Origin of the sequence: Siccibacter turicensis LMG 23730 (genome assembly GCF_000463155.2) — a bacterium.
GTDB classification, from domain to species: Bacteria; Pseudomonadota; Gammaproteobacteria; order Enterobacterales; family Enterobacteriaceae; genus Siccibacter; species Siccibacter turicensis.
The window spans coordinates 21,371-47,390 of record NZ_AWFZ01000016.1 but is presented as its reverse complement, the minus strand read 5'-3'; the positions used below and the strand labels follow the sequence as shown (position 1 = coordinate 47,390).

Annotated in this window: 17 protein-coding genes and 2 pseudogenes; 12 read left to right on the top strand and 7 right to left on the bottom strand. The window is 48.7% G+C overall.

Translation table 11 applies throughout. From position 1 onward, the window contains the following. The first annotated feature begins 67 nt into the window (after positions 1-67). A complete protein-coding gene (locus DW58_RS01700) occupies positions 68-922 on the top strand; it encodes a hypothetical protein (RefSeq protein ID WP_024548180.1) in 855 nt (284 codons plus the stop codon). Between the two features lie 26 nt (positions 923-948). After that, entirely contained in the window at positions 949-1,704 is a 756-nt protein-coding gene (locus tag DW58_RS01695; protein WP_024548181.1) for a hypothetical protein, read from the top strand. Positions 1,705-1,834: 130 nt separating this feature from the next. Here the strand turns inward: DW58_RS01695 and DW58_RS01690 are convergent, their stop codons facing one another. Beyond that, the gene (locus tag DW58_RS01690; protein WP_024548182.1) at positions 1,835-2,512 is read right to left on the bottom strand and encodes a hypothetical protein; all 678 of its coding nucleotides are present in this window, start codon (positions 2,510-2,512) and stop codon (positions 1,835-1,837) included. A gap of 149 nt (positions 2,513-2,661) precedes the next feature. Here DW58_RS01690 and DW58_RS01685 point away from each other — a divergent pair. Then, a pseudogene (locus tag DW58_RS01685) lies at positions 2,662-3,083 on the top strand (hypothetical protein). A gap of 38 nt (positions 3,084-3,121) precedes the next feature. On the opposite strand, the gene DW58_RS01680 reads toward DW58_RS01685, so the two are convergent. Next, the gene (locus DW58_RS01680) at positions 3,122-3,340 is read right to left on the bottom strand and encodes a hypothetical protein (RefSeq protein ID WP_152525605.1); all 219 of its coding nucleotides are present in this window, start codon (positions 3,338-3,340) and stop codon (positions 3,122-3,124) included. Between the two features lie 470 nt (positions 3,341-3,810). Between DW58_RS01680 and DW58_RS01675 the strand changes: the two genes are divergently transcribed. Beyond that, the gene (locus DW58_RS01675; protein ID WP_322785757.1) at positions 3,811-4,572 is read left to right on the top strand and encodes a TraX family protein; all 762 of its coding nucleotides are present in this window, start codon (positions 3,811-3,813) and stop codon (positions 4,570-4,572) included. An 840-nt stretch (positions 4,573-5,412) separates the two neighbouring features. On the opposite strand, the gene repA is transcribed toward DW58_RS01675, so the two are convergent. Continuing rightward, positions 5,413-6,321, bottom strand: a complete 909-nt coding sequence (gene repA, locus DW58_RS01665; RefSeq protein ID WP_024548186.1) for a plasmid replication initiator RepA — start codon at positions 6,319-6,321, stop codon at positions 5,413-5,415. A gap of 499 nt (positions 6,322-6,820) precedes the next feature. On the opposite strand from repA, the gene DW58_RS20580 reads away from it, so the two are divergent. Further along, positions 6,821-7,477 (top strand): hypothetical protein, encoded by a 657-nt coding sequence (locus DW58_RS20580; RefSeq protein WP_024548187.1) that lies wholly within the window; start codon positions 6,821-6,823, stop codon positions 7,475-7,477. On the opposite strand, the pseudogene DW58_RS21560 reads toward DW58_RS20580, so the two are convergent. After that, positions 7,415-7,876: pseudogene (locus DW58_RS21560) on the bottom strand (transglycosylase domain-containing protein). The gene DW58_RS20580 and the pseudogene DW58_RS21560 sit on opposite strands and share 63 nt — an antisense overlap. A gap of 471 nt (positions 7,877-8,347) precedes the next feature. On the opposite strand from DW58_RS21560, the gene DW58_RS01650 reads away from it, so the two are divergent. From DW58_RS01650 to DW58_RS01620, 7 genes are all read left to right on the top strand, one after another. Further along, positions 8,348-9,271 carry a tyrosine-type recombinase/integrase gene (locus tag DW58_RS01650; protein WP_152525616.1) on the top strand — a complete coding sequence of 308 codons (924 nt, stop codon included), beginning with the start codon at positions 8,348-8,350 and terminating at the stop codon, positions 9,269-9,271. Between the two features lie 302 nt (positions 9,272-9,573). Further along, entirely contained in the window at positions 9,574-10,035 is a 462-nt protein-coding gene (locus DW58_RS01645) for a hypothetical protein (protein WP_024548190.1), read from the top strand. 9 nt (positions 10,036-10,044) lie between these two features. Beyond that, positions 10,045-12,846 (top strand): tyrosine-protein kinase family protein, encoded by a 2,802-nt coding sequence (locus tag DW58_RS01640; protein ID WP_024548191.1) that lies wholly within the window; start codon positions 10,045-10,047, stop codon positions 12,844-12,846. A 575-nt stretch (positions 12,847-13,421) separates the two neighbouring features. Beyond that, on the top strand, positions 13,422-14,903 hold the full coding sequence (locus DW58_RS01635; RefSeq protein WP_081706553.1) for a GIY-YIG nuclease family protein: 1,482 nt from the start codon (positions 13,422-13,424) through the stop codon (positions 14,901-14,903). Between the two features lies 1 nt (position 14,904). Continuing rightward, entirely contained in the window at positions 14,905-15,762 is an 858-nt protein-coding gene (locus tag DW58_RS01630) for a hypothetical protein (RefSeq protein ID WP_024548193.1), read from the top strand. Positions 15,763-16,200: 438 nt separating this feature from the next. Continuing rightward, positions 16,201-16,644, top strand: a complete 444-nt coding sequence (gene parS, locus DW58_RS01625) for a type II RES/Xre toxin-antitoxin system antitoxin (protein ID WP_024548194.1) — start codon at positions 16,201-16,203, stop codon at positions 16,642-16,644. Continuing rightward, positions 16,641-17,105: an RES family NAD+ phosphorylase gene (locus DW58_RS01620; protein ID WP_024548195.1), complete on the top strand. Its 465-nt coding sequence runs from the start codon at positions 16,641-16,643 to the stop codon at positions 17,103-17,105. The genes parS and DW58_RS01620 overlap by 4 nt, the downstream gene beginning before the upstream one ends. A 163-nt stretch (positions 17,106-17,268) precedes the next feature. Here DW58_RS01620 and DW58_RS01615 read toward each other — a convergent pair whose 3' ends face one another. The 3 genes from DW58_RS01615 to traD are packed head-to-tail and all read right to left on the bottom strand — an operon-like array spanning position 17,269 to position 25,950. Beyond that, entirely contained in the window at positions 17,269-18,051 is a 783-nt protein-coding gene (locus DW58_RS01615; RefSeq protein ID WP_024548196.1) for a DsbA family protein, read from the bottom strand. A 16-nt stretch (positions 18,052-18,067) separates the two neighbouring features. Further along, complete coding sequence (traI, locus tag DW58_RS01610; RefSeq protein ID WP_024548197.1) at positions 18,068-23,506, bottom strand: conjugative transfer relaxase/helicase TraI; 5,439 nt, start codon at positions 23,504-23,506, stop codon at positions 18,068-18,070. After that, on the bottom strand, positions 23,503-25,950 hold the full coding sequence (traD, locus tag DW58_RS01605) for a type IV conjugative transfer system coupling protein TraD (RefSeq protein ID WP_024548198.1): 2,448 nt from the start codon (positions 25,948-25,950) through the stop codon (positions 23,503-23,505). The genes traI and traD overlap by 4 nt, the downstream gene beginning before the upstream one ends. Positions 25,951-26,020 lie beyond the last annotated feature (70 nt).

Here is a 26,020-nt window from a genome sequence, read left to right as displayed (position 1 = left end):
AATGTAACGTACACCACCGTACGCAATGGTAATGTGTACGGTAAACCCCTAACAAAGTGAGGCCATAGTGGACATCAAAGATCAGAGACTGGAAATCCGTATTACTCAGCAGGAAGTAAACGAACTGGATGACATCATTGCCTCCGTCGAGACGCCTTATAAACCGACCCGTTCCGATCTGGTGCGCTCATATATCGCTCAGGGCATTGACCGCCATTACGGCCGCAGTGAACAGGAGCGGGTGAAAGAAAGCATATCGCTAGGTCAGAGGCTGGGCCTCTATTTCCAGATTCATCAGACTTACCTGTATGAGAATGCTGGAAACCCACCGAACGTACTGGACAACGGCTCTTATAACCCACGAAGCACCATTACCGAATTAACGTTAGTACGCCAAGTCTACCTGCAGCGTATGCACTGGTTTTTTTCACTGGACCGTGCAGGCCTCACGTCGATTCATCGCAGCCTTCAGTCTCATAACGTGGTTTCTCTTATGGAAGCAGAACCCTGCGAAGAGGTCTGCAGCGATCTGGCCCGCGTGGTAGAGATCAGGGATCTGTTCAGCAAAATCAGCAGAGTGCTTGATAAGGCCCGCGCGGAGAGTCACTACGATGAAGTAAAGAAGCAGCTCGCAATCGTTGATTATCAGCAGAAACGTAAAGGCTTTACGCTACAGTTCAGTGGCTTTCCGGAAAGCCAGCAAAGGTTGACACAGATGGCGGCGCTGCTGCAGTGGATCGATGAGGGCGACGGCTCCAAGCCCATCTGGGAAAAAGACGGCGTCAGCAAACGGGATCTGAATGCCCACTACGATGCCATGCTTGAAGTGTATCAGGACATCACCCGTGACAGGCGCGGGCTCGATTTGAACAGCCTTATCACCATGCTGGAAGATCGCCGTCTGGATTTTCACACGGCCTGACATTAGCGTAGGCAGGAGAAGGAAAAATGATGCGGAAGGAAAGCAACACTGACAGGTGGCTGCGGACAGGATTTGTGCTGTTCCTCATCGTACTGCTGATGCTGATTATTTTTAACGGTACAGCCAAAACAAGCGACGTCAGCAACTGGATCATTGCCTTTGCCAATATCGCGATGGCCGCGGCGGCTGTAGTTGCCTGGCGCGGTGCGCGCAGGTTCCTGTCCGAGTTTTTTGCTCAGGAGGGGTACCGGCTGGCCATAGAATTCGTCAACGAAAACGTTATCCACCTCGGCATCAAAAATGAATTCATCTTGCGCGCCCAGAAAGCCCTGGCGGTCTGCTCTGAGGTCAACGGCAACAGGCACTATGAACATAACGAGAAACGATTTGCATATGCGGTCAGCCAGCTAGAAGCACTGCTGATAAGCCACAAGGACTGGCTTAATAATATGCAATCGCTATCGTTCAGGATGGAGACCTACGGAATATATGCCGCAGAGCATAAAAAAAAGGCCATGACGGAAATGGTGATTGCTCTGGACGATATGATCCGGCTGGGTGAGGGAGCGCTTGCTAATCTGAAAAACGACAGCAACTTGTATAACGAGTATGTCAGCGACAGTGTACAGCGCCTTCAACCCTTCCAGAGCAGCCATTTGTTTGAGACACGGGAACTCTTCATGGAAATTATCCAGAAGTGGAATCTGATGGTGATAGAGAGGGATAAATTCCTGTCAGGGGGGAAACACGCGAAGGAGTTGTTTACCGTACGAGAGGGGTAATGCCGACACTGGCAGCTTAACCGGTAAACATCAGATAAAAAGCCGCTTCAGCGGCTTTTTATCTTTTCCGGCATTGACAGTTAATGCCGAGTAGAAAGCTCGTAGTGGTATAAATTTTGTAAGTTTAAAATTAAGCTGGGGATACAAGTTTGTAGTAAGCTTCAGCAAACGCTCTGATTTTATTAAGACATTTTAGAATGAAGTCAAAAAGAGAGTAAGGGTGCCCATCAATCATAATGATATTATTCTCTTCTATGCTGACATTTGCAAAAATATCGCCATTTTCAGTTATGGTTAAAGCACCATCATTAATAAGAACATCATTTACTTTTTTTCCATAACTTGTCACATTTTTCATTGTTAAATTAGGACCGCCAAACCCATTCAGTTTGATGCCCGGAGTTGAAATATTGTAACTTTTTTTTGTATCTTCTCTGGTTTTAATGGGATTGTTATGTTTGGCTTCGTTGGTTAAATCACACATAATAACCAGCCAGTAATCATTGCACTTATGTGGCTGTAAGTCAGAAATCATGGCATAGACATTCGGTAAGAACTGAATTACACTTGGCATGTTTCTGACAATACTTTCGTTAAAGCTTTGCTCATCCTTACCGTATGGAAAATATATTTTTCTCTTGGGATTTGGTAACGCCTCGTTTATATCATGAGCAATATACTCAAGTGAACTACGAAGATGCTCAAACATGCTTTTAGCATCAGGTCTGGAACATTTATTCTCCGCTTTTGCCTTATTCAGCATCGCTTCTACTGTGGTAAGAAGCTCGTCTACACCGTCTTTTCTCATCTCATCTATCCATTTTTTATTGTTTGTACATATATAAAACATATCAGTAATGAGGGAACAATATAGTGTATTAAGTATCAAAAAGCACACTTTGTATGTATATGAATGAATTTTTATAGTACACAGTATCTCAATTATACGGAGGTAATATGAACACTAAAATCAACATCGTGAATGAAGGTCAGGCTATCAGGCAAACCAACTACTGGAATACTGAGCATGCAGCCGCCGGTCTGGTTTTTTTAAGCTGTAACGCCGGTGCAGCTCGTTTACTGGTGCCGGATGCTGCTAAAGGCATGCTGTCTGAGATGCGTGGCACTAAGTATGTCGTTATCAGTCGGGGATCCTATGAAGGCCGTGACGCTCTCGAACTACTTTTGAAGATGAAAGTGATGCCCCGTTTTGTATACATCTTATGATGGAACAATCAGACAGAATGTTGCCAGAAAACGAGCAGGGTGGAGGCTTCGTGGTAACGATCTGGACAAGAGGCGGACAGAAACACCGGTTTAACGGTAAGTATCGGGTTGTGACAACATTACCCTGCCTTGAACCGTGGTCAGAACAATAAAAAATAGCAGCCCTAAATAAACGGGCTGCGTGTGAATATCACTCATAACCTTTATTCTGGTTGCTTCTTTCCTGCCGCAAGGCAAAGGCCGCGAAACCTGACAAAACAAAACCCGGCACCAGGGCAAGCATGAATCCAAATGCCGCTGCTATATACCAGACCGGATCGGCTGCGTTCCAGATATCCTTGCTATGGTAAAAACCATAAGAAGCCAGTGCTCCGGTTATACATGTCAATGCAGCCACAACCCAAAGCACAGAATCTTTCTGAAGAAAGATAAAAACAAAATAGATGACGTATAGAACTAGACAAAAAATCGACTCAGCAAGCATCAATGATCACCAATTTCTTTGTATGAGCATTCTTTATTGTAGCAAGATGCATTATATGAGCAAAACAAAATTTAAATTTAAATTTAACAGTACTTTTACGAAATAATTTAAAAAACAGTTAAGTGAACAGTTTTTAAGCTAAATTATTTCATATTCATGCCGATAATAAATGTTATTATCGGGAGGGGTCATGAATAGTTTTCACAATTTAACCATTGCACTCAATAATAAAAATAAAATAGAAGCGATGCTGGTAATCCGGGATAAGCCAGAGTCAATTGTGAAGAAGATCCTTGCTAAGGCCGGAATAGGATTCCCGAGCTGTATCGGCCGCATTTTCTGGAAATGGGTGCAGGATTATATATTCACTGTCTGCGTCCCTGCTGAGGTAAGTAATGATGAACCATCTGTATCTGACACCCCGGCTGCGGTTAAGCATGACAGCCATCAGCCCGGCCGGCATCGATATGCTGAAAGTGCTGGCACTGATATCCATGATACTGGACCACGCAAATACTCTGTTTCTGACGAAACCTCTTCCGGAACTCTATGCACTGGGGAGAATGGCGTTTCCGCTGTTTGCGCTGGTATGGGCCATGAACGTGAACCGCAATCCCGATCGGTATCAACAACATGCCAGCCGGCTGTGGATCTGGGCGCTCCTTACCCAGCCGGTCTTCGCGTGGGCTTTTGCCGGACACTACCCCTGGTATGCACTGAACATCCTGTTTGTCTTCGCCGGCGTCACGCAGCTGCTGGCCCTGAGTCAGCGTTACGGAACCGCCGGCCTGTGCGCCGGCATAATACTGCTGATGCTGCTGGTATGGCCGTTAACTCCCGCCAGTTACGGTATCACCGGGCTCATTCTGGTGACCGGCCTGGCGCTCACGCAGCTGCAGCTGCCGGTAAGGATCAGGATTATGGCCATAATGGTAAGTACCGGCGCGCTGGTCTGCCTGAACGGCGCCAGCCATCTTCTGATCCAGCCAGCTACCGCGCTTGTGTTCGCCATTCTGCCAACCTTTATCCTGCCGGTAATGGCGCTTTATTCGGTAAGAACGCTCGTATCAGGCGCACGGTTTATACCACGTCACTTTTTTTATTATGCCTACGCCGGTCATCTTTTCCTTTTTGCCCTTATGACCCGGTTCATCTGAACCCCATACAAAGCCCCCCTCAGCCTGAACGAGAGCGGGGAGGTAAGCCTGCCCGGGAGTGATGCCCGAAGGGCATAAAGGCGACAGCTGCACGTCTGTATAACGCAACCGGTAAGGGTCGCCGTAGCGCGGCTCTGCCGCACTGGTATGAAAGGTTTCACAATTCCACCCCCCTTCCTGCTAAGCCAGACCCGTTTTCAGCGTCGTGTAAGCCGCTGTACGCCGTCGGAGTGGTCCCGACAAGGCGTAGCCGCCGACGGGGCGTATCTCCGCGTTATGCGGGCCGTCAGGGCCGCTTACGGGCGTGTTCCCCTGTACTAAAACGACATCTCCTGAAGCGACACCGTTCCTAGTTACAACATCCATTATAAAGCGGTGGTGTTCCCGGCCTTCGGCCGGGGGCGGCGCGGCTTTTTAGTGGGTAAGGGGGGCATGGAGTTATCCGGGTTTGCCGGGATTACGTGTTATTTCCGGACCAGGGCCCGTTGCGTAGCGACGGGAGCTATCCACATCCTGAGCGGCGCGGCAACGCCGCTGCAAGCGAAGTCCTTTTTAATCCCCGTTATCCACAGAATTCAGGAAGTGAACAGGTATGTATATATACAGAATATTTTGTTTTCCGAAGGAAAGATTATTTTGCGGGTAACGTTGCCTCTGTTGCAGACAACCGCCTTTGCCCGTTTGCGGATTAATGTTGATAACGCAGCAGGGAAGCGATAAATGCGCGGAACTGTCGCTGCCAGCGCGTCATACAGATGTGTTGGTGTGTGATTTTTGACCGGTGGTGGGCTGGAGACGTGAGGAAGCCTCCGCAGTCAAGCGGAGGCTGAAAAAGCAGCGTTAATGCGCTCTGTGAGGGACCGGGGGATCGAGGTACACCAGTTCCATCTGGTAAAGCTGCTTCCAGACGAGCTTTTCGAACTCTGCTGGGGTGTAATCGAGGATGTTATTCTTCAGCGTGCGGAACATGCGCTCTGAGACCTGACGCTTACGTTCATCGAAGGGCAGTTCCTGAAGTTTACGCTTCATCTTCTCTTCAACCGCCCGGGAGCGACGTTTAATAAGCGTCTGGACGCGCATGTTCTCATACCAGCGGCGGCGCAGAGACCTGTCACTGACGTCCTCTCCGGGGGGCAGAATGCCGGCAGCGACGGCCTGCTGACGCATTTCCTGTTGTATCCGGAGTTTGTCCATATCAATGCCGGTCAGCCGCCAGCTCATTTCCGTCAAGATGACATGCTTGGGAAAACGGCAGCCGTTCACCGCATCCCATTCGCTTTCGGGCGCTTCCAGGAAGCCCCACTCAATCAGATCCTTAACCAGGCGCGATATACGGTGCACCGTCATCGCCTTATCCCTGATGACGGTGCCCTCACTGTCGCGGGGGCTGAGTTCATTGGCCATCTGAGACAGGTTAGTGGTCACGATAGACGTGGCCAGATCGACCTTACTGATGAACAGGACGTACAGGGCATCCAGTAAATCCTGACGTACACGGGATAACTGTCTTTTGCGGCCATTAACGGCACGCAGGAAGGTGAATATCGGATCGGCCGATACGCGCCGGCGTAGCACCATTTTACCAGTTGTTTTATCCCGGTACTGAAGGTTGCGCAGCGCACGGCCATGCTCACCGGCAAGCTGTTTATGGTAGACCGGGCGGATATACTCCGGATATGGGCATTTGCAGACCGTGGAGTGGGTACCACGGTGACGTCGATCGACGCGAAGATTCAGACTGTCATTCACGCTGGCCTTGTCTTATGGCGGCCAGGTGTTGTGTTATATGGTGCATGCGTTATAATCCTTCACAGGCGACGCGCCTGCTTTATGACCCCTTGACTTCTGCTGATTCCGCCAAGTTTCTAGACAGATGTCAGGGGGTTTTTGCATTTTGGATACATGCAAATAGCTGTATCTCTTCCTAAGCGTTGTAGGCACGCTCAAACCTCAGACCTTACGTATGCTCGCATGGACAAGTGTAAGGTGATTTAACTACTTCATGTAACATGAACCCCCACCACAAGGCTTCATGTTAATGATACAATCCTGCTTTCTATGTAAACCCCACCACAGGGCTTACAAACAGAACAAATCATACCTAATACATACCAAAATTTCTATATGTATATGGTTATGATTAACTGATGTCTGAAGTTAAACGTTGATGTCAGCATACTTAACTTAAAGATTTTACTGTACGATAAGTAGGCATTGGAGCGATTTTTGGAGAGGCGGCAGACTCACTATGAACGAAGTGTTAAAAATTATTTTTACATTCTTTCTGACAGGCGTAGTGGGCTTGTTGTTATCACATAAATTCCAGAAAAAACAGATGAATAGCCAGTTATATTATAAACGTAGCGAGCTGGATGTTGCCGCCCTGGAAAAAATAATAGAGCTAATTATTCTTTTGTCGAGCGATAGGATTTATAAAACACGCCAGTTGATTATTGCTATACAGCGCAATTCAACTGATGAAAAATTACGTAGCGACTATAGAGCATGTGTTACTGACTGGAATAAAAGATTAAATTATATCTTTATTAGTTTAAATAACAATAATTTATACACCTTAGCCAATCGATTCGAAAATGAGGTGCATGCTAAATTTAGTCAAGCACACAGGATGATTGATTTGAATCTCAATAGCCTAATTAATATTGGCGCTTTTGATTATAGTGAAGCATTACGCTTGGTTGATCAAGCCTACAAAAACACTAATTATATAACTAATAAACTAACTGAAGTTAAAGTGAAAATGATGGAAGGTATTGTATATGCAGATAGCGAGCCACTGTCACTCAAAAATATTGATAAAGCCAGTACATATACTTTATTTTTAGCCATTTTTTACAAATCTCCTCACTTGTTGCGCGTAGATCGCTCGAGTATGAACCGCTAACTCCCATGTAGAGTCTGCATTTTTTGGGCGTGGTTTCAATAACATTGCCGCGATCCTCGCTTTTTCATATGATGATAGTGCCTCCATATCCTTGTTATAAACTTTCTTAACTGTATTCGTGATGCCGATCAAACCAGTACCAAAGAAAGCATTTTCAATGTAACACTTCATTATTTACTCTTTAGTAAATCTTCGATTAACCAAATATGCCAAGAGCATTTCATATAGTTTTCTCTTCAACGTCAACTCCCTATAGTTCGTAATTGTCCTCACCATTTGCATATCAATGGTGCTAGCCCCTCCGTGTTTTTTTCTACGTATCATCTTTAATACTTCTCTCAGAACAGAAATAATGTTTATTCCGTTATGTTTAATGAAGCGTCGATCTTCTAAGGCCATAATAAGATAATCCAACTCCGAAAAAGAATACTCTTCGTCTTGCATATAATTTTCTATGACGAACAAATCTCTGTTAATGCACAAAAGAAGATTACGTAACTTGCTATTTTTCTTTGTATTATATCTTTGAGCCATAATTTATCTGTTTTTATTAGCGGTGATCCTATCGTACAAGCATGAGCTAGCTTATGTCTATTGAAACACGCTCTGTATAGATATTCTTAGATGAGGTGGATTGAATAAATCTCTGCTTATTAAAATGTACCTTTGAAAAAGTAGAGATGAGTTGATAAGCTCCGGCAGGGGTCTGGTACGTCAGATTTCACGTAGCGCAACGCCTGGATGAGCACCGTTTTGCAGGCATGGGGGAGTTTTGAGCAGGATGGGCCGATGACAACTGACAGAGATAACGAACATACCGGCGCTGTGCTTTTACCGGAGATCACACCCGGACATGATGATATTTATGCCATGCGGGCCCTTACCGGTGACAACGTAACGGGAGTTAACCCCGCCCGGGCCTATCTGCTTTCCCTGAACTCGCCCCGCAGCCGGCAGACCATGGCCTCGTTTCTCAACATTGTGGCCCGCATTCTCGGTGCGTCAGATTTATCAGACTGTAGCTGGGGATCGATTCGCCGACATCATGTCATGGCGCTGGTCGATATGCTGCGGGATTCCGGCCTCGCAGTGGCCACGGTGAACACCTATCTTTCGGCCCTGAGGGGAGTAGCTGCCGAAGCATGGATGCTGAAACTGATGAGTGTGGAAGACTATCAGCATATCCGTGCCGTTCGCTCAGTCAGAGGAAACGTTCTACCGCGCGGGAGGGCTCTCAGAAAGGAAGAAATCTCTGCTTTATTTGCCGCATGTGATGCCGACCACACCAGTAAGGGATTACGTGATGCTGCGCTTATAGGGGTAATATTAGGCTGCGGTTTGCGCCGTACAGAAGCAGTCTCGCTCAGTTGGGACGATATTTCCTTTCAGGAAAAAGCGCTGAAAGTGCATGGTAAAGGGAACAAGATGAGAGTCTCGTATGTTCCTGCCGGAGCTTGGGAGCGATTGATGGTTTGGATTGAGCAGATCAGGGGCGAACACGCAGGGCCACTATTTGTTCGTATTCGCCGGCACGACACGCTGACCGAAGACAGGTTAACAGATCAGGCTGTGTACCACATTCTGCAAGTTCGGCAACAAATGGCCGGTATTGTTCGATGTGCTCCTCATGATCTGAGAAGAACATTTGCCACGGCTATGCTCGATAGCGGAGAGGATTTAATAACGGTGAAAGATGCATTGGGACATGCGAGCGTAAGCACCACGCAAAAATATGATCGGCGAGGCGATGCTCGTTTGAAGCTTGCTCGAGATAAAATTTTCATAGTTAATTAATAACATGTATTCGCTTATGCCATATATGAATCCTTAAATGCTTCATTAAAAAATTTTAACTGAAGGGTTTTTAACTAGTTTATTTTTTAGATTTTGATTCATTATTATATAGGTTTTCCAACTTTGCTAATGATTTACAACGTAAAACAAGCGCATTTCACAATCAGGACACCATCCCAATAAAAAAGTAAAAATTGAGTTAAATCAAGAGGTTATACGAATATCATTTACCTTATAAATGGATTGAAAAATTGATAGAAATTGTTAACATAACAAGAATAATCTCATTGTAAGGTGGGCATATGAAGTATCCTGAATTTTTATCTTCTGCAAAAAGACATAATCATACATGCCGGGTGCTAAAAGATAAAATCGATAGCTATCAAGATAATGAAATATCTAATGATGAGTATAAATTTTTAGTGCTAAGTTTATATTACCTTTCTGGCTATATAATCGAATGCTCTTTAAAATTCAAGATTTTCGAACTGATGCAATTTAATGTTGATTCTGAAGTCGATGAAGTTGAATGTAATAAAGTAGGGATTGATTACAAAAAACGAATTAAAACTCATAATTTTAAAAAACTACAAAACTTTTTGGATTCTTTAGTAAGTGACATGAATCACGAAAGTGAAAAAAGTACAATTAACAAACTATTGAACTCTTGGTCTCCGGAGATTAGATACACAGTTTTGGATGTTAATTATGCTGAAATTAAAGAGCTTTACACACATACAAACAATTTTTTAAAGAAAATGTAAGGGATTAACATGCTTAAATCTATTGATTTTATTAAAAGATTCGAAGACGATCTTAAAGAAAATATTTATCAAAAAAATATTATTGATTATTATATAGAGTTAAGGATTAATAATAACATTGAGATATATATTGTTAGCGAAAAAATCCAAAAGTTGGATGACCTTTATTTGAGCAAAACATCTTTAACCGAGTTGGGTAATAAAAATCTCGATTTTACATTCTTATCCGAAAAAAATGCAAATGATCAAGATTACGTTCATCTTTTCGAAAAAGAAAAAACGTCTTTAGGGTTGAGACGATCGCTTAGTGCATTACTTAATATGAAGAAAAAAAATAATAACAAAAGTAATGTTGTTACTTTTTTTAGCTATAAAGGGGGAGTTGGTAGAACTACAAGTCTCGCACTTACGGCCACTTATTTAGCGCGACAAGGTAAGAATGTTTTTGTTATAGATTGTGATTTTGAAGCGCCAGGGTTAATAAACTTTTTTAATAGCGCGCAAACTGATAATTGTAAAGGCGGTATTATAGAGTATTTAAATGATAAGTCATTTGATGAATCATCTAGTTTAAATGATTATATATATAATATCGAGAAAAGTTACGCTGGCAGTGGAACAATTAATTTAATGTCTGCTGGTAATCTAATGCACAATAGTGATGATTTACTTAGCTACCTAGAAGGATTAGCTAAACTGGACCTGCAAGGTGATAGATTAACTCATACATTTGAAAAACTTGTTAATGAAATAAACCATCAGTTTAAACCTGACGTGATTTTAATCGATTCAAGAACAGGATTTAACAACACCTTTGGTGCTCTCGCCCAAATCTCAAAAAATGTAGTCGTTTTAGCCGGTGATGATGCGCAAAATCAACCGGGAATAGAATATGTTACGAAAACTTTAAATGAGATGAATATTAATGCCTGTTTCATTCTTTCAATCATAAGCAGTAACTTTAGTCGCCGCTATAATAATTTTTTAAATCAGATACAAGGGCTTTCTTCTTTCGATGCTGAGGTTTTTTATTTTGATCGACAAAATACATTAGAATATATCGGTACATCTCTTGAAGATAAAGATGATCTTGACGATTTTATTAATGGAGAGAATGGTTCAACCCAGTATCAAAAATTTTTCAAGTATATCAACGAGGTAACATCTGAAAGCTATAAAATCCTTGAAGATGACTTGACGAAAAAAGTAATTGACGTTGAGCAAAGCATGCCTAAGCTAACTATTGAAAGTAGTGGGTTAGAATATGATTTTACACTTACTAAAGTTGTAAGCTCTGCTGCAGTCATAAACTCAGCTGGAAATGATAGCCTTCTCACAATTCAAGATAGAGTATTGGACGATTTAAGAGATAAGCTTCCTGATCTTTATGCTGAAAATATTGAATACTCTGATGAATATATAAAGAAGTTGTTCTATTTTCGTCCATGCATGGAAGATTTGTTCATTCCAGAAAAAAATATTCTTTTAGGTGATAAAGGGACTGGTAAAACAGCGTTTTATAAAGCACTTCAGATCGATAGTTTCTTTAAAATGCTTACCTCAAAAGCGCAAAAAACTCACCTTGATTATAACGTGCTGAATATTACTAATTTCGAAAGTGATAATTTCGAGTTTTTAGGATTTGATAATCACCGTAAAGATGAACTTTTCATTAAACGATTCTGGATGTTTTTTATATGGAATGCAATCTGTTCACGTAGTAGCTATGGGGGTAAATATCCTGAGTTAATGATAAGTTTAGACAATCTTGAAGCCCGTGACAAGATAATAAGCCTTATCACAGATGCTGAACTATACGCGAAGATTGAGGAGGAACTCAACGATATAAATGATAAGCTTAAAAGCGAAGATAAAAGACTCATGGTTACATTCGACCAGCTTGATAATATAGTTCAGCCTTTCATGTGGAACGATGTTATCTCTCCATTAGTAAAAATAGCCATGCGGTTTTCGTATGAAAACATTCACCCTAAATTATTTTTGCGTAGAGATCTCTACGAAAGATTAGGGAATTTAACTAATAAGAACTCATTTACTCCAAGAGTAATAGATTTAGAGTGGAGTCAAAATGAGATATTCTCTTATTTCTTAAAAATTGTTTTTAATTATTCAAAGGACAATTTTTTCGAATTTTTAAATATTTATTTGCCCAGTCCTATACTTGTTCAGCAAATCCACAAAAAACTTAAAACTAAAAATATAGTCCATAATCAACTTCCACTGGATAAGTATCTCATTCAACCTGTCATAAATGCTTTCTTCGGAGATCCTAAGCCCAAGAAAAACGGCAGGCTCAGCACCGCATACGAAGATCTGTTTAGGAATATTCAAAGTGCTGATAAAACTGTAAATCTACGACCATTTATTGATCTTTTGACTAATGCTATCATTGAACAAGACGAGCAAGACGACGAAAAAGGTTATCGTAAAAACTCTATCATCGGATTAGCATATTGTACGAGTAAGCAAGTCCGTAAAAATGCTGTTGTCAAATATCTTCAAGATCTTTGGAACGAAAAAGGTAATGAGTTTGTAAAATGTTTCTGTCAAGATTTATCGAATAATAAAGTCAGTCCATTTTACAAAAAAAATGTGCTAAATGAGAGTACTTTCGATAGGTTGCTCGAAGAGGTGAAAGGCAATCATGGAGATAATGATATAATTCAAAGTGGTACTCTGGCTGAGTTTAAACAAGTTTTGATTGCAAATAAAATAATAACTCCGTATATGGTCGGAAGTAAAACCCGATATGGATTTGCTTATTTATATACGAACTATCTTGGTATTTAATTAAATGTTGTAGATATAAATCATCTTTGATTTATATCTAGGCTCCCAGCAATATTATTGCTGGGAGCTATATCTATCTTTGAGAGTGACAGTAGGTAATTTAACATAAGATACATTTAACGCACCGTAGTTGTTGAGGCTCAATGCTAATGTCTGCGCTACATTGACTTTGTGGGGTTCTTATCATCATTTTTTTTCCGGGGGTAAAGTGAAAGGAACTCATCGAGGAAATGGTCATGAGTGCAGTTCCCCGGACCCCAGCTTAAGATTTAACGCCAGACGTAATCTCCACTCAGCTTGATATGTTCCCTACCCAGGGGGAAAAGATGAGATACCAGTTGCTCTCGATTCGGAATGCCTTTTCGTTTCAATGACTCAATGGCTCTTTCTATAGATGCATGGCTGACGATTCCAACGTAGAATCAACTCTAACTTGATAAAAGCAACAGATTGATCACCCTTAACTGACCTTAACACGTTCACTCGGAGCCTGCCATTCCGGTGCTTTCGTTATTTTTTGTTGCACTTCGAGTGGGAAATAGGCCTTTCAACCACAGCCTGAGAGACACACCATTATGTCATCATCTACCATGGTTCAGGAATACCCGGAACTCAATACTCTTAACCCCCTGCTGAACAGTATTGTTGATAAAACCGTTGATAATGTTGCACGAAAACTAATCGGCGGTTTTCGTAATAAACGAAATTCTCAACCGAATGCCAAGGCCCCGAACCTCAGTACAACAGTGGATGATACGCTTAACGCCACGTCGTCTTCGAGTGTGCTTGCCGTGGCGAATCGGGGTGTTCAGTGGAAGGAAATGATAAGCAAAAGTTTTACTCATGGCATTTCCTCTATTTCCACCATGAAGTTTGATGGCCAGTTCACGATCAAGAATGGTGTGCCGGAAGGCCTGAAAGATGTGCCAAATTCCCCGGGTGTCTATGTGGTTTATGACAGCGCCGGTGAGGTTCGGTATATCGGCGATGCGAAGGATTTACAGAAACGGTGGCATGCCGGGCATCTGAATGAAAATAAAAACGCCGAAAAGAATGGCACAAAATACAAAATGGCTGCGGAGTTTGAAGAGGGCTGCACCGTCAAATTTGTGGTCATGGATTCGGCTGAGACGGCAGCAGCGGTCGAGGCTAACATTTTAAAAAATGAGAAACCCCCGGTAAATAAGAAAGAAGAACTGTGCACAGAACAGGGTACACGTTCTAATATCGAAGCAAAAAAAATGAAAGATGCGGCAAACGAGGTGGGAGGTCTGGCCTTTGGCGCAGGTAAAGAGGCATTGAAAAATGTCGGGTGGGATGTGTTTGAAACGCTCAGTAACACGATGATTAAAGCATTGAAGGATGAAGTTGTTGACCTGTTTATCACCCAGAAAGCGCAGGTGAAAATCCGGCTAAAACGCTTTTTTGATAAAATATGGCAGGTTATCGTTAACCTGATAAAAGCCCCGTTAAATCTGCTTAGAGGTTTATTCGAGTTCGTGTTAAATGCACTGTCTCAGGCAATCGGGAAAATTTATCAGTTAGCAAAAAATATCTATGATCTGGGCATGGCGGCACTCTCGCTGATGAAGGGGAGCAAAACCATGACAAGGGAAGAAACCATCTATAAGGTTTCTGAGGTCATTATCACCAGCGGGACTCTGGTGTTCTGGGATGCGGTAGAACCGGTGATTGAATCCGGTATGGTGGCTCTTTTTGCTCCACTGGCTCCCTTTGCCCCTTATATTTCTGCCTCCCTGTGCGCGATGGGATTTGGGCTGAGCAGCTACCTTTTGGCCGATATCGTCCCTAAAGCCGTCAGCCTGATACTCTCAACGGAACCTGCCTATATCTCAGAAGGACGGGAGGCTTTCCAGCAGTTGATTGCTAACCATGAAACTAGTGTGGGTATGGTGGCTGAACTGCAAAAATATGCAGGTAGCACGGTGAATCTGATGAGTGAAACCCGGGAGCATACGGCAGAACTGAACAATGATGTAATCAGACTGACTCGCTTCTCTCTTGCCGAAGAGATTAAAAAGCTGGGAGCGCATTAATATGACGGTTGTCACGATTGTTGAGAATAACAAAGGCTCCAGCATCGCCAGTTTCAAAAAAAATCTTCACGAAATAGGCAAAAAGCTGAAAGAGGAACAAGAGAGAAGTAAAGGGATACAAAAAGCGGCAGATAACTTTAATAATCGGGGTTTTTTGGCGCGTTGGGGTGGCAGTCTCACCTCGAGAAATGACACTGACTTAGCTACGATGATTGCAAGCCTGGGTGGTAGTCTGAATATCACCCAAGAAGTGATCGAGTGTTTATTACAAATCCAGTCAGAAAAAAATGTCGTGCTGAAAGAGTTTCATCTGGCGTTAATGAATACGATTCGAGACTTGAAACACAACGACACGATGCTGGATCTCAGCAGCCGTGAAAACTCACTGGCTATTCTTGAACATCTGAAATCCCAGGTGGAAGATAAACTGGAACAGGCACAGCGTGTCGAGGAACATGAAAAGGAGATTAACCGGTTACAGTCATTGAGCTGGCAGCAGGAGGAGATGCTTCAACGTTTGCAGGCAAGTCAGGATGAGCACGCAACACAGCTTGCCCTCCTGGAGCAGATTGTCCCAAAATTCGAGCGACAGCAGCAGGAGCAAGGGCAACAGTCAGGGAAGCTGGCTCTGGCCCTTGAAGAGCAGGCGGATCAGTACCAGCAACAGTTGGCCTTACTGATGGACAAGCTGACCTTGCAGGAAAACGTCGCAACAGGCATCGCAGCGCGGGTCAGCGAATTAGAGAAGACGTCTCGGTTAAAACGTGCAGGACTGCGCGATTACTTGCTGTTTGCGACTAGCGCTCTTGCCATCGGACTGGTCGTTATCGAAGTTATGCGTTTTAACGGCGTTATTTAACGGCGAGGTTTACCCATCTATCTCCGCTGGAGATGGGAACACATCAACCCGCACGAGTTCTTCGGTCAGCAGTTCTATGCTGACGATGCTAATGCTGCCGCTCAGGTCAGAGACGGTCGGATGGCCGTCTTTTTCCAGCACGTGCAGCAGGGCCAGCGGCGCGGAAAGTCCGGCGGCGGCCCACGCCGCGAATGCATCAGGACAGAAATGCGCTCAGAACAGGACATATGTAAGCCTTGTCCTGCTTTATTCCCTGCCATTTAATGAACCATTATGTGCCTTGCAACGTCCGCTTCTGGCACAAAGCAGACATTTGAGTTTTGCCCTTCTCCGGAGGTCTGAGCTTAACTTTGACTATGGTAGTAACCGCAAAGTTATAGTAGCAACCTTTCTTTTTGTACCATTTGGACGTAAAATTATGACCAAATGGAGGTATTTATGAAAGTCTACTCCCCTACTCTGGCTTCTAAGCAACAACAACGTCTCTGGCAGTTCGCTGGCCTCAGCAGTGGTGACGGCCTCGGACTTCTAGCTCAGATTGAAGAAGGGCTTGAAGGTGATGTTGCTGAACGAATCACCAGATGGACCAACATTTCTAAAACAGAATTACGTCATATGACCGGTATACCTGGCACAACGTTCAATCGTAGTAGCAAAGCCCGTTTTACTGCTGAACAAAGTGAACGTCTTGTACGTCTGATACGGGTTATGGATCGGGCTGTAGAGATGTTTGAAGGTGACAAGGGTGCCGCGCTGAAATGGCTGAATGAGCCTGTTCGAGGACTTGGATGGGAAAAACCTGCTGATTTACTTTCTTCTGAAGCTGGTGCGTTCGAAGTGCTGAAACTTATAAACCGGCTCGAGCATGGCGTCTTTTCGTGAAGCTGTTTCGCTTAACAAAAACACGCTATGCCTCCGAGGCGTGGACCGGCAGTGGCGCTCGCGATTATGGCGGACGGTGGAATCATGAAGGTACTGCGATGGTATACGCTACTGGTAGCGCATCTCTGGCAGTTCTGGAAGTGCTGGTACATATGCATGAGGCGCCCGGATTAGGTAAATATACCTTACTAACGATTGACGTCCCGGACTCTCTTATTGAAGTATTAGATATTGAAGCCTTGCCACGAAACTGGGATGCACCAATCTCCCCTGATAACGTCCGAACAATAGGTGATATATGGATCAAGGAGGGTAATGCACTCGCGCTCGCGGTTCCCAGCGCTATATTACCTGTTGAACACAACTTCCTTATAAATCCTCATTATCCAGGTCTCAGAAAGGTAGTGAGTAACGCAGTCACAGTGCCCTTTGATTTTGATGGCCGGCTGTTTAAGTCCTGAACACATTCTCCTTTTATGCATATGCTCGCCGCAACCATGAGACCGAGCGACAGCGAGCGAACTGGCGAGGAAGCGTAATAAAGCTGGGGCCACATGCGAGTGCGGCCTCAGGAAAGGTGAAGAGAAGGATACTTTCTGGCGGATAAGTACGACTTTCTGTTACTTAATTGCTGGCTTTATCAATCGCAGACAGGATCTGTTCGGCCGTAGCAAGGCCAGGGAACACCGTAATTTTTTCCGGGGTGGCATTTTTTACCGGCATTACAATCAGACCTGGCGTACCGGTCAGGCCAAGAGCCTGAGCCAGCGCGTTCGTCTTATCCAGAGCAGAAGTCATCACCAGTTGCTTAACAGGGGTGTACCCGGCAGCTGCGCTGGCGGTTTTAATGTCCAGTTCTGTCAGCTCGCCTTCGCTATGTCCGGTGTGGTAGATGCCGCTGTGATATGTCAGGTAAGCCTCCGCGCCTTTTTCTTTCCAGATAGCCACACCGCGCTCGGCTGCTTTTTGTGAGTTTTCCCAGCGCTGCGCAAAAATGGGCCATTCCTTGAACACAAAACGTGTGTCGGGGCTGGCTTTCATCACGTCTTCCATCGCCGGTGCCAGTCGGCTGCAGAAGACACACTGGTAATCAAAGAATTCGATTACTGCCACCTTTGCCTCCTTCGGACCTGTTACCGGCGTGTCAGGGTCATTGAGCAATGCCTCCTGATGTTCCATGACGTTCAGGGCAAACCCCATCTGCTGCCGGGCGGTCTGCTGCGCCTGCAGCTTCTGGCTGACCTGCACCAGTATTTCCGGGTGTTCCAGCAGGTACGCTTCGGCCAGCTCACCAATCCGGGCTTCCTGCTCAGGCGTGAATACCGGCGCCGGTGTCGATGCGAGGGCAATGGAAGAAAACCCAATGTATGTTGTAACTACTGTGGCAATAACTGTTTTAATCAGCATGTTCAGGTTCCTGTGGTTAGCGTTCTTTCTGGATATGTTGTACGGGGGTGGGTTCATCGCGCTCGATGGCGCGCCCGCGTTCGCCGGTGTCCGGCAGGCGGATATTCTCCTGCTGTGTGGAAAGGTCTTGCTGCACCTGTCTAGCGCGTTGTAGCTCACTCTGGTTACGCGTGATCTCCGGGTCATCCGGAAGCCTGATGTTTTCCGGCGTCCGGTCAGCCATGCCACGGGATACCGTCTCAGCCGCGGCGTTAAGTCCCTCTTCGCGGCTTCTGGCTGCATCCGGCAGTGACAGGGCGTCACGAATAATCCGGCTGGCGTCGGTTTGTTCCCTCTCACGCTCCTGCTGCAGCGCCTCCTGAGCTTTTTGTGCCACCGCGTTCTCGGCATCCTTTTGCACGTCTGCCGGCAAGCGGATTTCTGGTACCTCCTGAATAATGCTCTGTGCCCGGCGCTGTTCTGCCAGCTGATCTGTACCCTTAGTAATTTTCATCAGCTGTCCGGAGACATCCTGCTCACTGGTCTGCCACACCACTCCGTCTCTGGGATGGTCACGTGCGACTCTCAGTGCTTCAGCCATGTCTTTCACGACATGTGTATGACCGGTCTGGCTGCGCTGCAGTACAGCTGCACGCGCGCCCTGTGTGGCCACCATACGCACATCCCCCTGCGTCAGCCGGCCTTCATTACTGGCCACGAGAGAAACCAGCGCCAGACCGGCACTTTTACCATTGTTGTCATACAACGGCAGCGCCAGTGATGGCTCCGGAAAACGACGGGTAGCCGGGATGATACGGGCAGTCAGGTTGCTGCTGCCCATGTCCTGATGACGGGACCATGCCCTGCCAATGGCGGTTTTACTCACCGGCTGGCCCATCGCCCAGATTGCCTTCGCCTGTTTACGTTCGGTTTCCGGCTTCAGAGCGTCATGCGCGGTCTTGTCTTCGTACTCCCCGCTTTTAACCCGCTGTATCCATTTTTCCCTGCCATCGGTATAGATTTGCACATGCTCTTTGGCACGCGATGTGGAGATATAAAACGCCCGCTGCGTGGCCAAATTGCGGCGGCCACCATCGGTACCTTCGAGTGAGATGACATAATCACTACTGGCCCCCTGCGCGCCGTAACCGGTCACGGCCCAGGCATAATCGATATGCTGCTCGGCCCGGACTTCATTCGGGTTGATGACCTTTGTGCCGGCAGCGCCCCGCAGCACCATTTCGCCGTTTTCCCTGATGGTATCTACGGTGTACCGCTGATTAGCGGTCTGCCCCTGCTCACGATCAGTGGCAGTGAAACGCAGCTCTGTCCCGGTACGCACCGGTATCTTCGCGCGGGTGAAAAGCTGCACATCGTTCGTCAGCAACTCTCGGGGGGAATACATCCCCAGATCGCCATTCTCATCCCGAACCGTGATGAGTGAGCCGTTCCGGTCAACGGCAATCACATCCTGATACCGCTCACCCCGTTTCACCACCATACCTTTCTGCCAGGGCGCGGTTTTGTTGAACTCGTGACGGGTGCGGCTGATTTTCTCCAGTACCGGCACCGTCACTTCCTCCCGTCCCAGCGAGCCCTCTTTTGCCAGGCTGTGATAAATACCCTGGTTAACCGCCTGCCGGTCCTTGTTAAGCTGGGTGATGATAATGGTCCGGGCGCGCGCCGCCGGTGTCCGGCCCGCCCAGTCCGCCACGATGTCGTTTACCGGATCGCCGGTTTCTGTCAGGCCGGAAGGGGGGACCGGAGCATCACTGATCCGGTCCACTTTGTCTGTCGGCTGGCTTTCAATGCGCCGCAAGGCGGCATCGATACGGTTATCGATAATGTCGTGGACGGCGTCTTTCAGGTTACTGTCCTTCTGTCGCACGATCTGTTTCATGATGGCCACGTCCATCGGGCTGCGCTCCTGCATGAGCTTAAAGGGTGCACCGGCGTCCACTGACTCAAACTGATCGATATCGCCCATCGAGACCGCGCGTCCTCCGCCGGCCTGTATCGCCTGATACGCGGCCGCGGTGTCCTGGTTACCCAGCATTGAGGATTCATCAATCAGGAACACCTGGTTACGGTAATCAGGTTTCTGGCCGGCCGCGACCAGCTGATCATGCTCAACGATGAACGATTTTGCCGTCTGGGCCACCATGCCCACGTCCTTCAGCTCCTTAACCGCCTGGTGTGTCGGCGCCAGCCCGCGCAGTTCCGGCCGGACATCTGCCGGCAGGGTCTCGATTGCCGCCTTAACCGCCCCCACCTGCGTGGTTTTACCCACCCCGGCGTAACCCTGAATACCGGTGAACTGATCCCGGCTGCCGAGTACGAGCATCGCTGACTGTTTCTGTCCTGACGTCAGGCCATTAAGCAGTTTCGGGTCAACCTGCTCCATCAGCGGCTCCTGAGTGTCTTTTCCAGCCTCAATGGTACGCAGAATGGCTTTCTCCATTTCCCAGGTTGCCCGCGAGACCAGCAGCGGCTCGCCGCGGTTGGGAACGGTGATCAGGTCACCGTTTTTCACCATTGCGCTGACTTCGCGCCCGACCGCCACCATATCCGGGTGGAAACCCTGCGCAGCCTCGACAAGCTTCAGCTCGCTGAACACCACCGACCGCTGATCCGCGATGGCGCGGTGCACGGCAAGCGCGGCGTCACTTTTCACGCCCTGCTGCAGTGTGCCAACGGCCTGTGACACGTCCTCCTGACCACTGAGCCGGCGAACCAGCTGTACGGGTGAGCTGAGGTCTGTCATACGCTGAAGGCGGGCTTCAGCCCGGTCCTGTGCTTCGGCGGTAAACACTTCTGCACGCTGCCCGGACTGGGCTAGGGAATTCATGGTGCGGGCGGTAATATCCCGGCTGTTAAGCGCGGCCAGTACCGTGCCGTTGTCATTATCCCGCCCGCCGGGAGCGGCCACATACCCGTGGGTGATATAGAGCGGGCGGTCAGCAGGCAGTACCAGAGGTTTACCGTCGCGTACCACTTCGATACCCCTGTCGCTCACGCCGGTCACCTGCAGGCGATCTTTGGCTTTCAGGCCGGCGGCTTTATCACCGGCAACGGCCAGCAGTTTTTCACCCTCTGCCACGCTGATGTTTTCACTGTTATACAGACGCCAGTCGGCGGTCAGGCTGCTGATTTTCTGGCGAACCACCACGCCATCGCCGTCGATGAGTGACAGCATGCGTGTATCCTCATGTACCCGGTCGATTACGTAATGCCGCGTTTCACGCGCATCGCTGCGGTCCTCCAGAACCTGTCCGCTGCGGTACGAGCCAGGCATACGCCGGGTTTTGCCGTCAAGCCAGACCGGCGAGCGGGCTTCCACCGTGACACCGTCACGCTCAAGCTGTCCTGCGTTCTGCAGCGCATCCCGGATAAGCCCCGTCAGCTGCTTCTGCTCTCGCTGCCCGATGACCACCGCCGTTACCGGCTCACTGCCGGCGCTCAGCTCAGCAAAGCGGTTGGCCAGCGCCTCGTAGCGGTTACGTTTGTCCGGGATGCTCACCACGTCCGTTTCCAGCCCGGGAGACGGCTCGGTGCGACGGCTGCGTGGTACGCCGGCAGACTCCAGCACCGACATGGCGTTCCCGTTGGCCTGGCGACCGGCACTGTCCAGAAAGACCAGCTGTGCGTCTTTCACCCGCGCCTCGCCGAGCAGCACCAGTGTCTCCTTAAGTCCCAGACGTTCCGCCCCTTCGATGATGAGCGTGCTCTGGGGCTTCAGGCTGAATTCCCCGCTCACGACATGCTGGCGACTGATAAGCCGCTCACGCAGGGTCTCGTCTTTCGCAAGCGATGTGGCGCGTTCGGCTGAACTGGCGAGCACGCTTACCTCGCGCCCGTGACCGATGGCGATACCGGCAATCTGTGAAGTCAGCCCCCGGATACCGGCAACACCGCCGGGTGCATTCATCAGCACCAGGCTGTCTTGCTCGACCACTTCAAGCGAGGCAGGGGCGTACAGCTCTGGCCGGGTAAAGCTCACCACGCTGCCCGCCCTGATGTGCTCCTGACTCAGCGCCTGGATGGACAGCTCATCGAGCAGGTGAATACGGGATGTGAACACGCCCTTTTCACTGTCCAGCGGGATAATAAGCCCCTCCTTCAGCGAGGCATCAATGGCCTGCTTCACTTCTTTCATATCCGGAAGCTTGTCACTGAACTCGGTGGTCGTGAGCATCAGCTCTCCCCAGGTGAAGCGGGTTTTGCTGTCACTGAGTTGCGACACGGCCATTTTTACGGCGTCCAGCACTTCCTGACGTAATGCCGGGGCGGGCTTATCCGCAACAGGAGTACGTGGTTCCGGCACCGACCGGGGGGCAGGTTCAGGCTGTTTATCGTGTGACGGAGTAAGGTCGTGCCGGTTGTGATCGCCTGGCATTGCCGGTGACGGCTCAGGTACTTCACGATCGCTGCGGGGCGCTGCCGGCGTGTCAGGTGCACGCTCAGGCCGGGCGGCAACTTCCGGGATGTTCTCGTTTTCCCGCGTGATACCCGGCCCGTTTTTTTCGACTGGCGCTGGCGGCACCGGCTCCGGATAACGCGTTTCACGATCCTCGCGGGGGGAGACGCTTTCCATATACCCTTTAAGGTCGAAGCCCTTTTCCTTCATCTGGGTCTGCCAGCGCTCCATAAGACGCAGACGTGAGGGGTCAACTTTAGCGCGTCGGGTATCTTTGGCGGCCACATCACGGCTGCGCAATGTGGCTTCAGCTCCAATTGCCCCCTGAATTTCCCGACCGCGTGAGGAATACTCTTCGCGGACGTCTTCCGGCACGCCTTTAATTTCCCACATGCCGTGCTTACCGACCGTCTCCACGTCATGGCCCAGCGCTTCCACGCGCTCACGGAGTGCGCCGCGATAAATTTTTCCGAGCGTGACCTGCATTTTCATTACCGTCTCGATAAAGCCGGCGTCGTGGATGTAATCCGTGGCCAGCGCCTTCCATTTACCGTTCAGCTCCGTCATGTTTGCGATCAGCAGGTGTGTGTGCAGCTGCGGGTCAAGGTTACGCGACGTGTCATGGGTATAGGCAGCAGCCACCATTTTGCCTGTCTGGATAATGGAGGTGACCCCGTCTTTTGTGTCGCGCGCGGAGATAAGCTTTTCTACATAGCCGGCCGCAACACGCACAGCGTGGTCGTGCGCTTCCAGCATGTCCTTGTCACCGCCAATCAGCGCCAGAATGGACACGCTTTTGGGTGCAGAAAAGGTCAGGTCGTGTCCCGGACGGTGAACGTGAATCCCGTTCATCTCCTTACCGAGACGGGAGCCGTCCGGCAGACGGCCCTCCAGTACCGCAGTGAGATCGTCCCCGCGGACATTTCCCTCCAGTCCCAGCTCACGGGCACCCTCACCGATCCAAAGGCTCTGTAGGCTGCCCAGAAAATAGTAGTTATCGGCATTGCTGTAGTAGCCTGCGGCTGTGCCGGCCGAGGCTACCGGTGCGACTGACATCATCTTTCAAGTTCTCCGTCGTCGTAGTAGCGTGCGTAATCAGCGTCATATCCCGGATCGTCGTGCTCCCGGTGACGCAGAATGTTTTCTTCTTCCTGAGCCATGCGCCGGCTGGCGCGGTGATGCTCCGGTACGTCGTCATCTGTGCGGTCTGTGCCGGCAGTGGTCAGCTGCAACCCGCCGTCTGCCAGTTCAGCCACGTCCATCTCCAGATTCAGCGACTCCCCGCCATCTGTTGCGGCAGCATCGGTTTCATCACTGCCTTCGGCCTGCACCCTGCGTCGGGACTTTTTGAGCCGGTCGAGTGCATCCAGACTGGCGGTATCGGACGCGGAAAGCCGCGCCGCGCCGGTCAGTGGCCGCGACGGAGAAACAGGCTTTGCAGGTGATGGGGTTTGCTGTGGCCAGACAGATTGTGCCGGCTGGGTTACAGCAGTCGGGGGTTGAGCTTCATGAGCCGGAGCCGGTTTCTCAACGGTTGTCATTAACGGCGCGCTGGATGTGCCTGTAGAGGACCGTGGCTCGTTCGACGTGGCAGGGCGGAGCATCTCTGATGACAGAGTGACGCTGCTTTCTGCCGCAGTAGTATCACGGCGCTCCAGTGACTCATCACCAGTCGGGAAGTTAACCCCGGCAGCGGCACTGGCTCGCTCGTTTTCCAGCACCAGTTTTTCCAGCTCAGGGCTGAGTGCGTCGCGGATATTGCGCTCAATCAGGCCGACATTAGGTTTGGCCTGCTTACGGAATTTCAGCTTCAGCCGCACCACCGGGTATTCGCCCGGCAGGCGCACATAGAAACTCAGGTTCGGCAGCTGCATGATCTGCTCGTAATCCACGACTGGATTATTCACCTTGTCCTTACCAAGTGAGATACCGTCGCGCACCTGGTCCAGACCGTAGCTGTTCTGCTCACGTATCTCCTTGCGGCGCTGATTCCCCAGCTCCTCCTCAACCAGTTTTGCCATCTCAGAACTGGGGGAACGGCCATACATACGGGTGTTCAGCAGGTCAAAGATGCTTTTGGCCAGCTCACGACCGTAGACGTGAACCAGCTGCGCCATGTTCTGTACGCCCAGTACAAAACAGCCGCCAAATTTACGGCCTTCCGCCAGGGTTTCGTTAAACTCCGGGATGCGCTGCAGACTCGGGATTTCATCAAAAATGAACCACACACGGCGGTCGCTGTTTTCCCCCATCGACTGCAGCATGAGCGTGGCCAGTGATACCCACAGGGATATCAGGGGGCGCACGCTTTTTCGGTGACGTGCCTGAGTGGAGATAAACAGCCAGCTGTTGTCATACGCCGGCGTGGTCATCCATTCGCGAATGGTGAACGGGGGCTTCACACCATCATCCAGCCCCTGCAGGTAACGCAGGGCTTTGGCATAGTTGGTCACCACTGAGCGGATCGAGATGGCGGTTTTTTCGATTTTTTCTTCCACCAGGTTGGCGGACGGGGTGTTGGCCAGATACTCGCGCAGGCTTTTCATATCGAGCGACAGCAGCGTTTTCAGGAATTTCTCGATGCTGCGTTCAGGGTCGGCTGACATACGGATTGCCAGGTCTGCAAAGATGGTCCGCGAACTGGAGACCCAGAACGGATCGGAGTCCCCTTCAACCGGTATCAGGCTTGAGGCCATGTTGTCGAAATCGACGGCATCGACGCACTCCCCCCACAGATGCCAGTTAGCACAGCGTTCGTCATGGGGGTTGAGAATGATATCGGTGGCGGGGTTGTAATGGGTTTCGGTAAAGGTGCAGCCCGAGTCGTAAATAATGGCCCTGTCGCCACGTTTGCGAATGTGCTGCAGCAGCCAGCGAATGAGGGTGGATTTACCTACGCCAATGGTGCCGTGGATGAGGAAATTCATCACCTCCGCACGCTGTACCATATGCAGGTCACCCACGCGTAAATCTGACAGCTCGCCGTTTTTGCGCAGCAGCGCATTCACTTCCGCGGGCTTCTCGGTGAGCAGCATGCCGGAAATATACTCATCCTCACTCTCGCGCCTGCCTATCCGGGCGATATAGACAGCGATGGCCAGAAACACGCCGAAACTGAAGATGCTGCTGACCAGTGTGGCCATCTGCAGCTGCGTCAGAAAGCGCTCCCCCATGACTTTCATGTACGGATCGGCATGCATCTGCGCCAGCGTCATTTTCAGTGTGTAGGTGACGTTCCCAGGTGCGTAGTAGTAATGGATGTTGTACTGCTTGCCACCTTTGGGCATCAGATCGATAAAGCTGCTGTTGAAGTCAGAAAACCAGTACCAGGCACCGTTTTCCATAACCTCCTGTGGCACACGCCATACAAAAATAATCGCCGCCAGCGCGAAGAACAGGACGAACACCCAGAAGCCAATCCAGTTGTTTACCTGTAAGAACATGCGCCAGCGGTAGGCGGTCATCTGCCCGCCCTGAGTAAGGTTTTTTCCTGCAAAGCTCATAGATGTTATCCAGCAGTCATCGCACCACTGGTCTAGGTCAGTGGCGGAAAAAAATAAGAGGGAAGCGCTC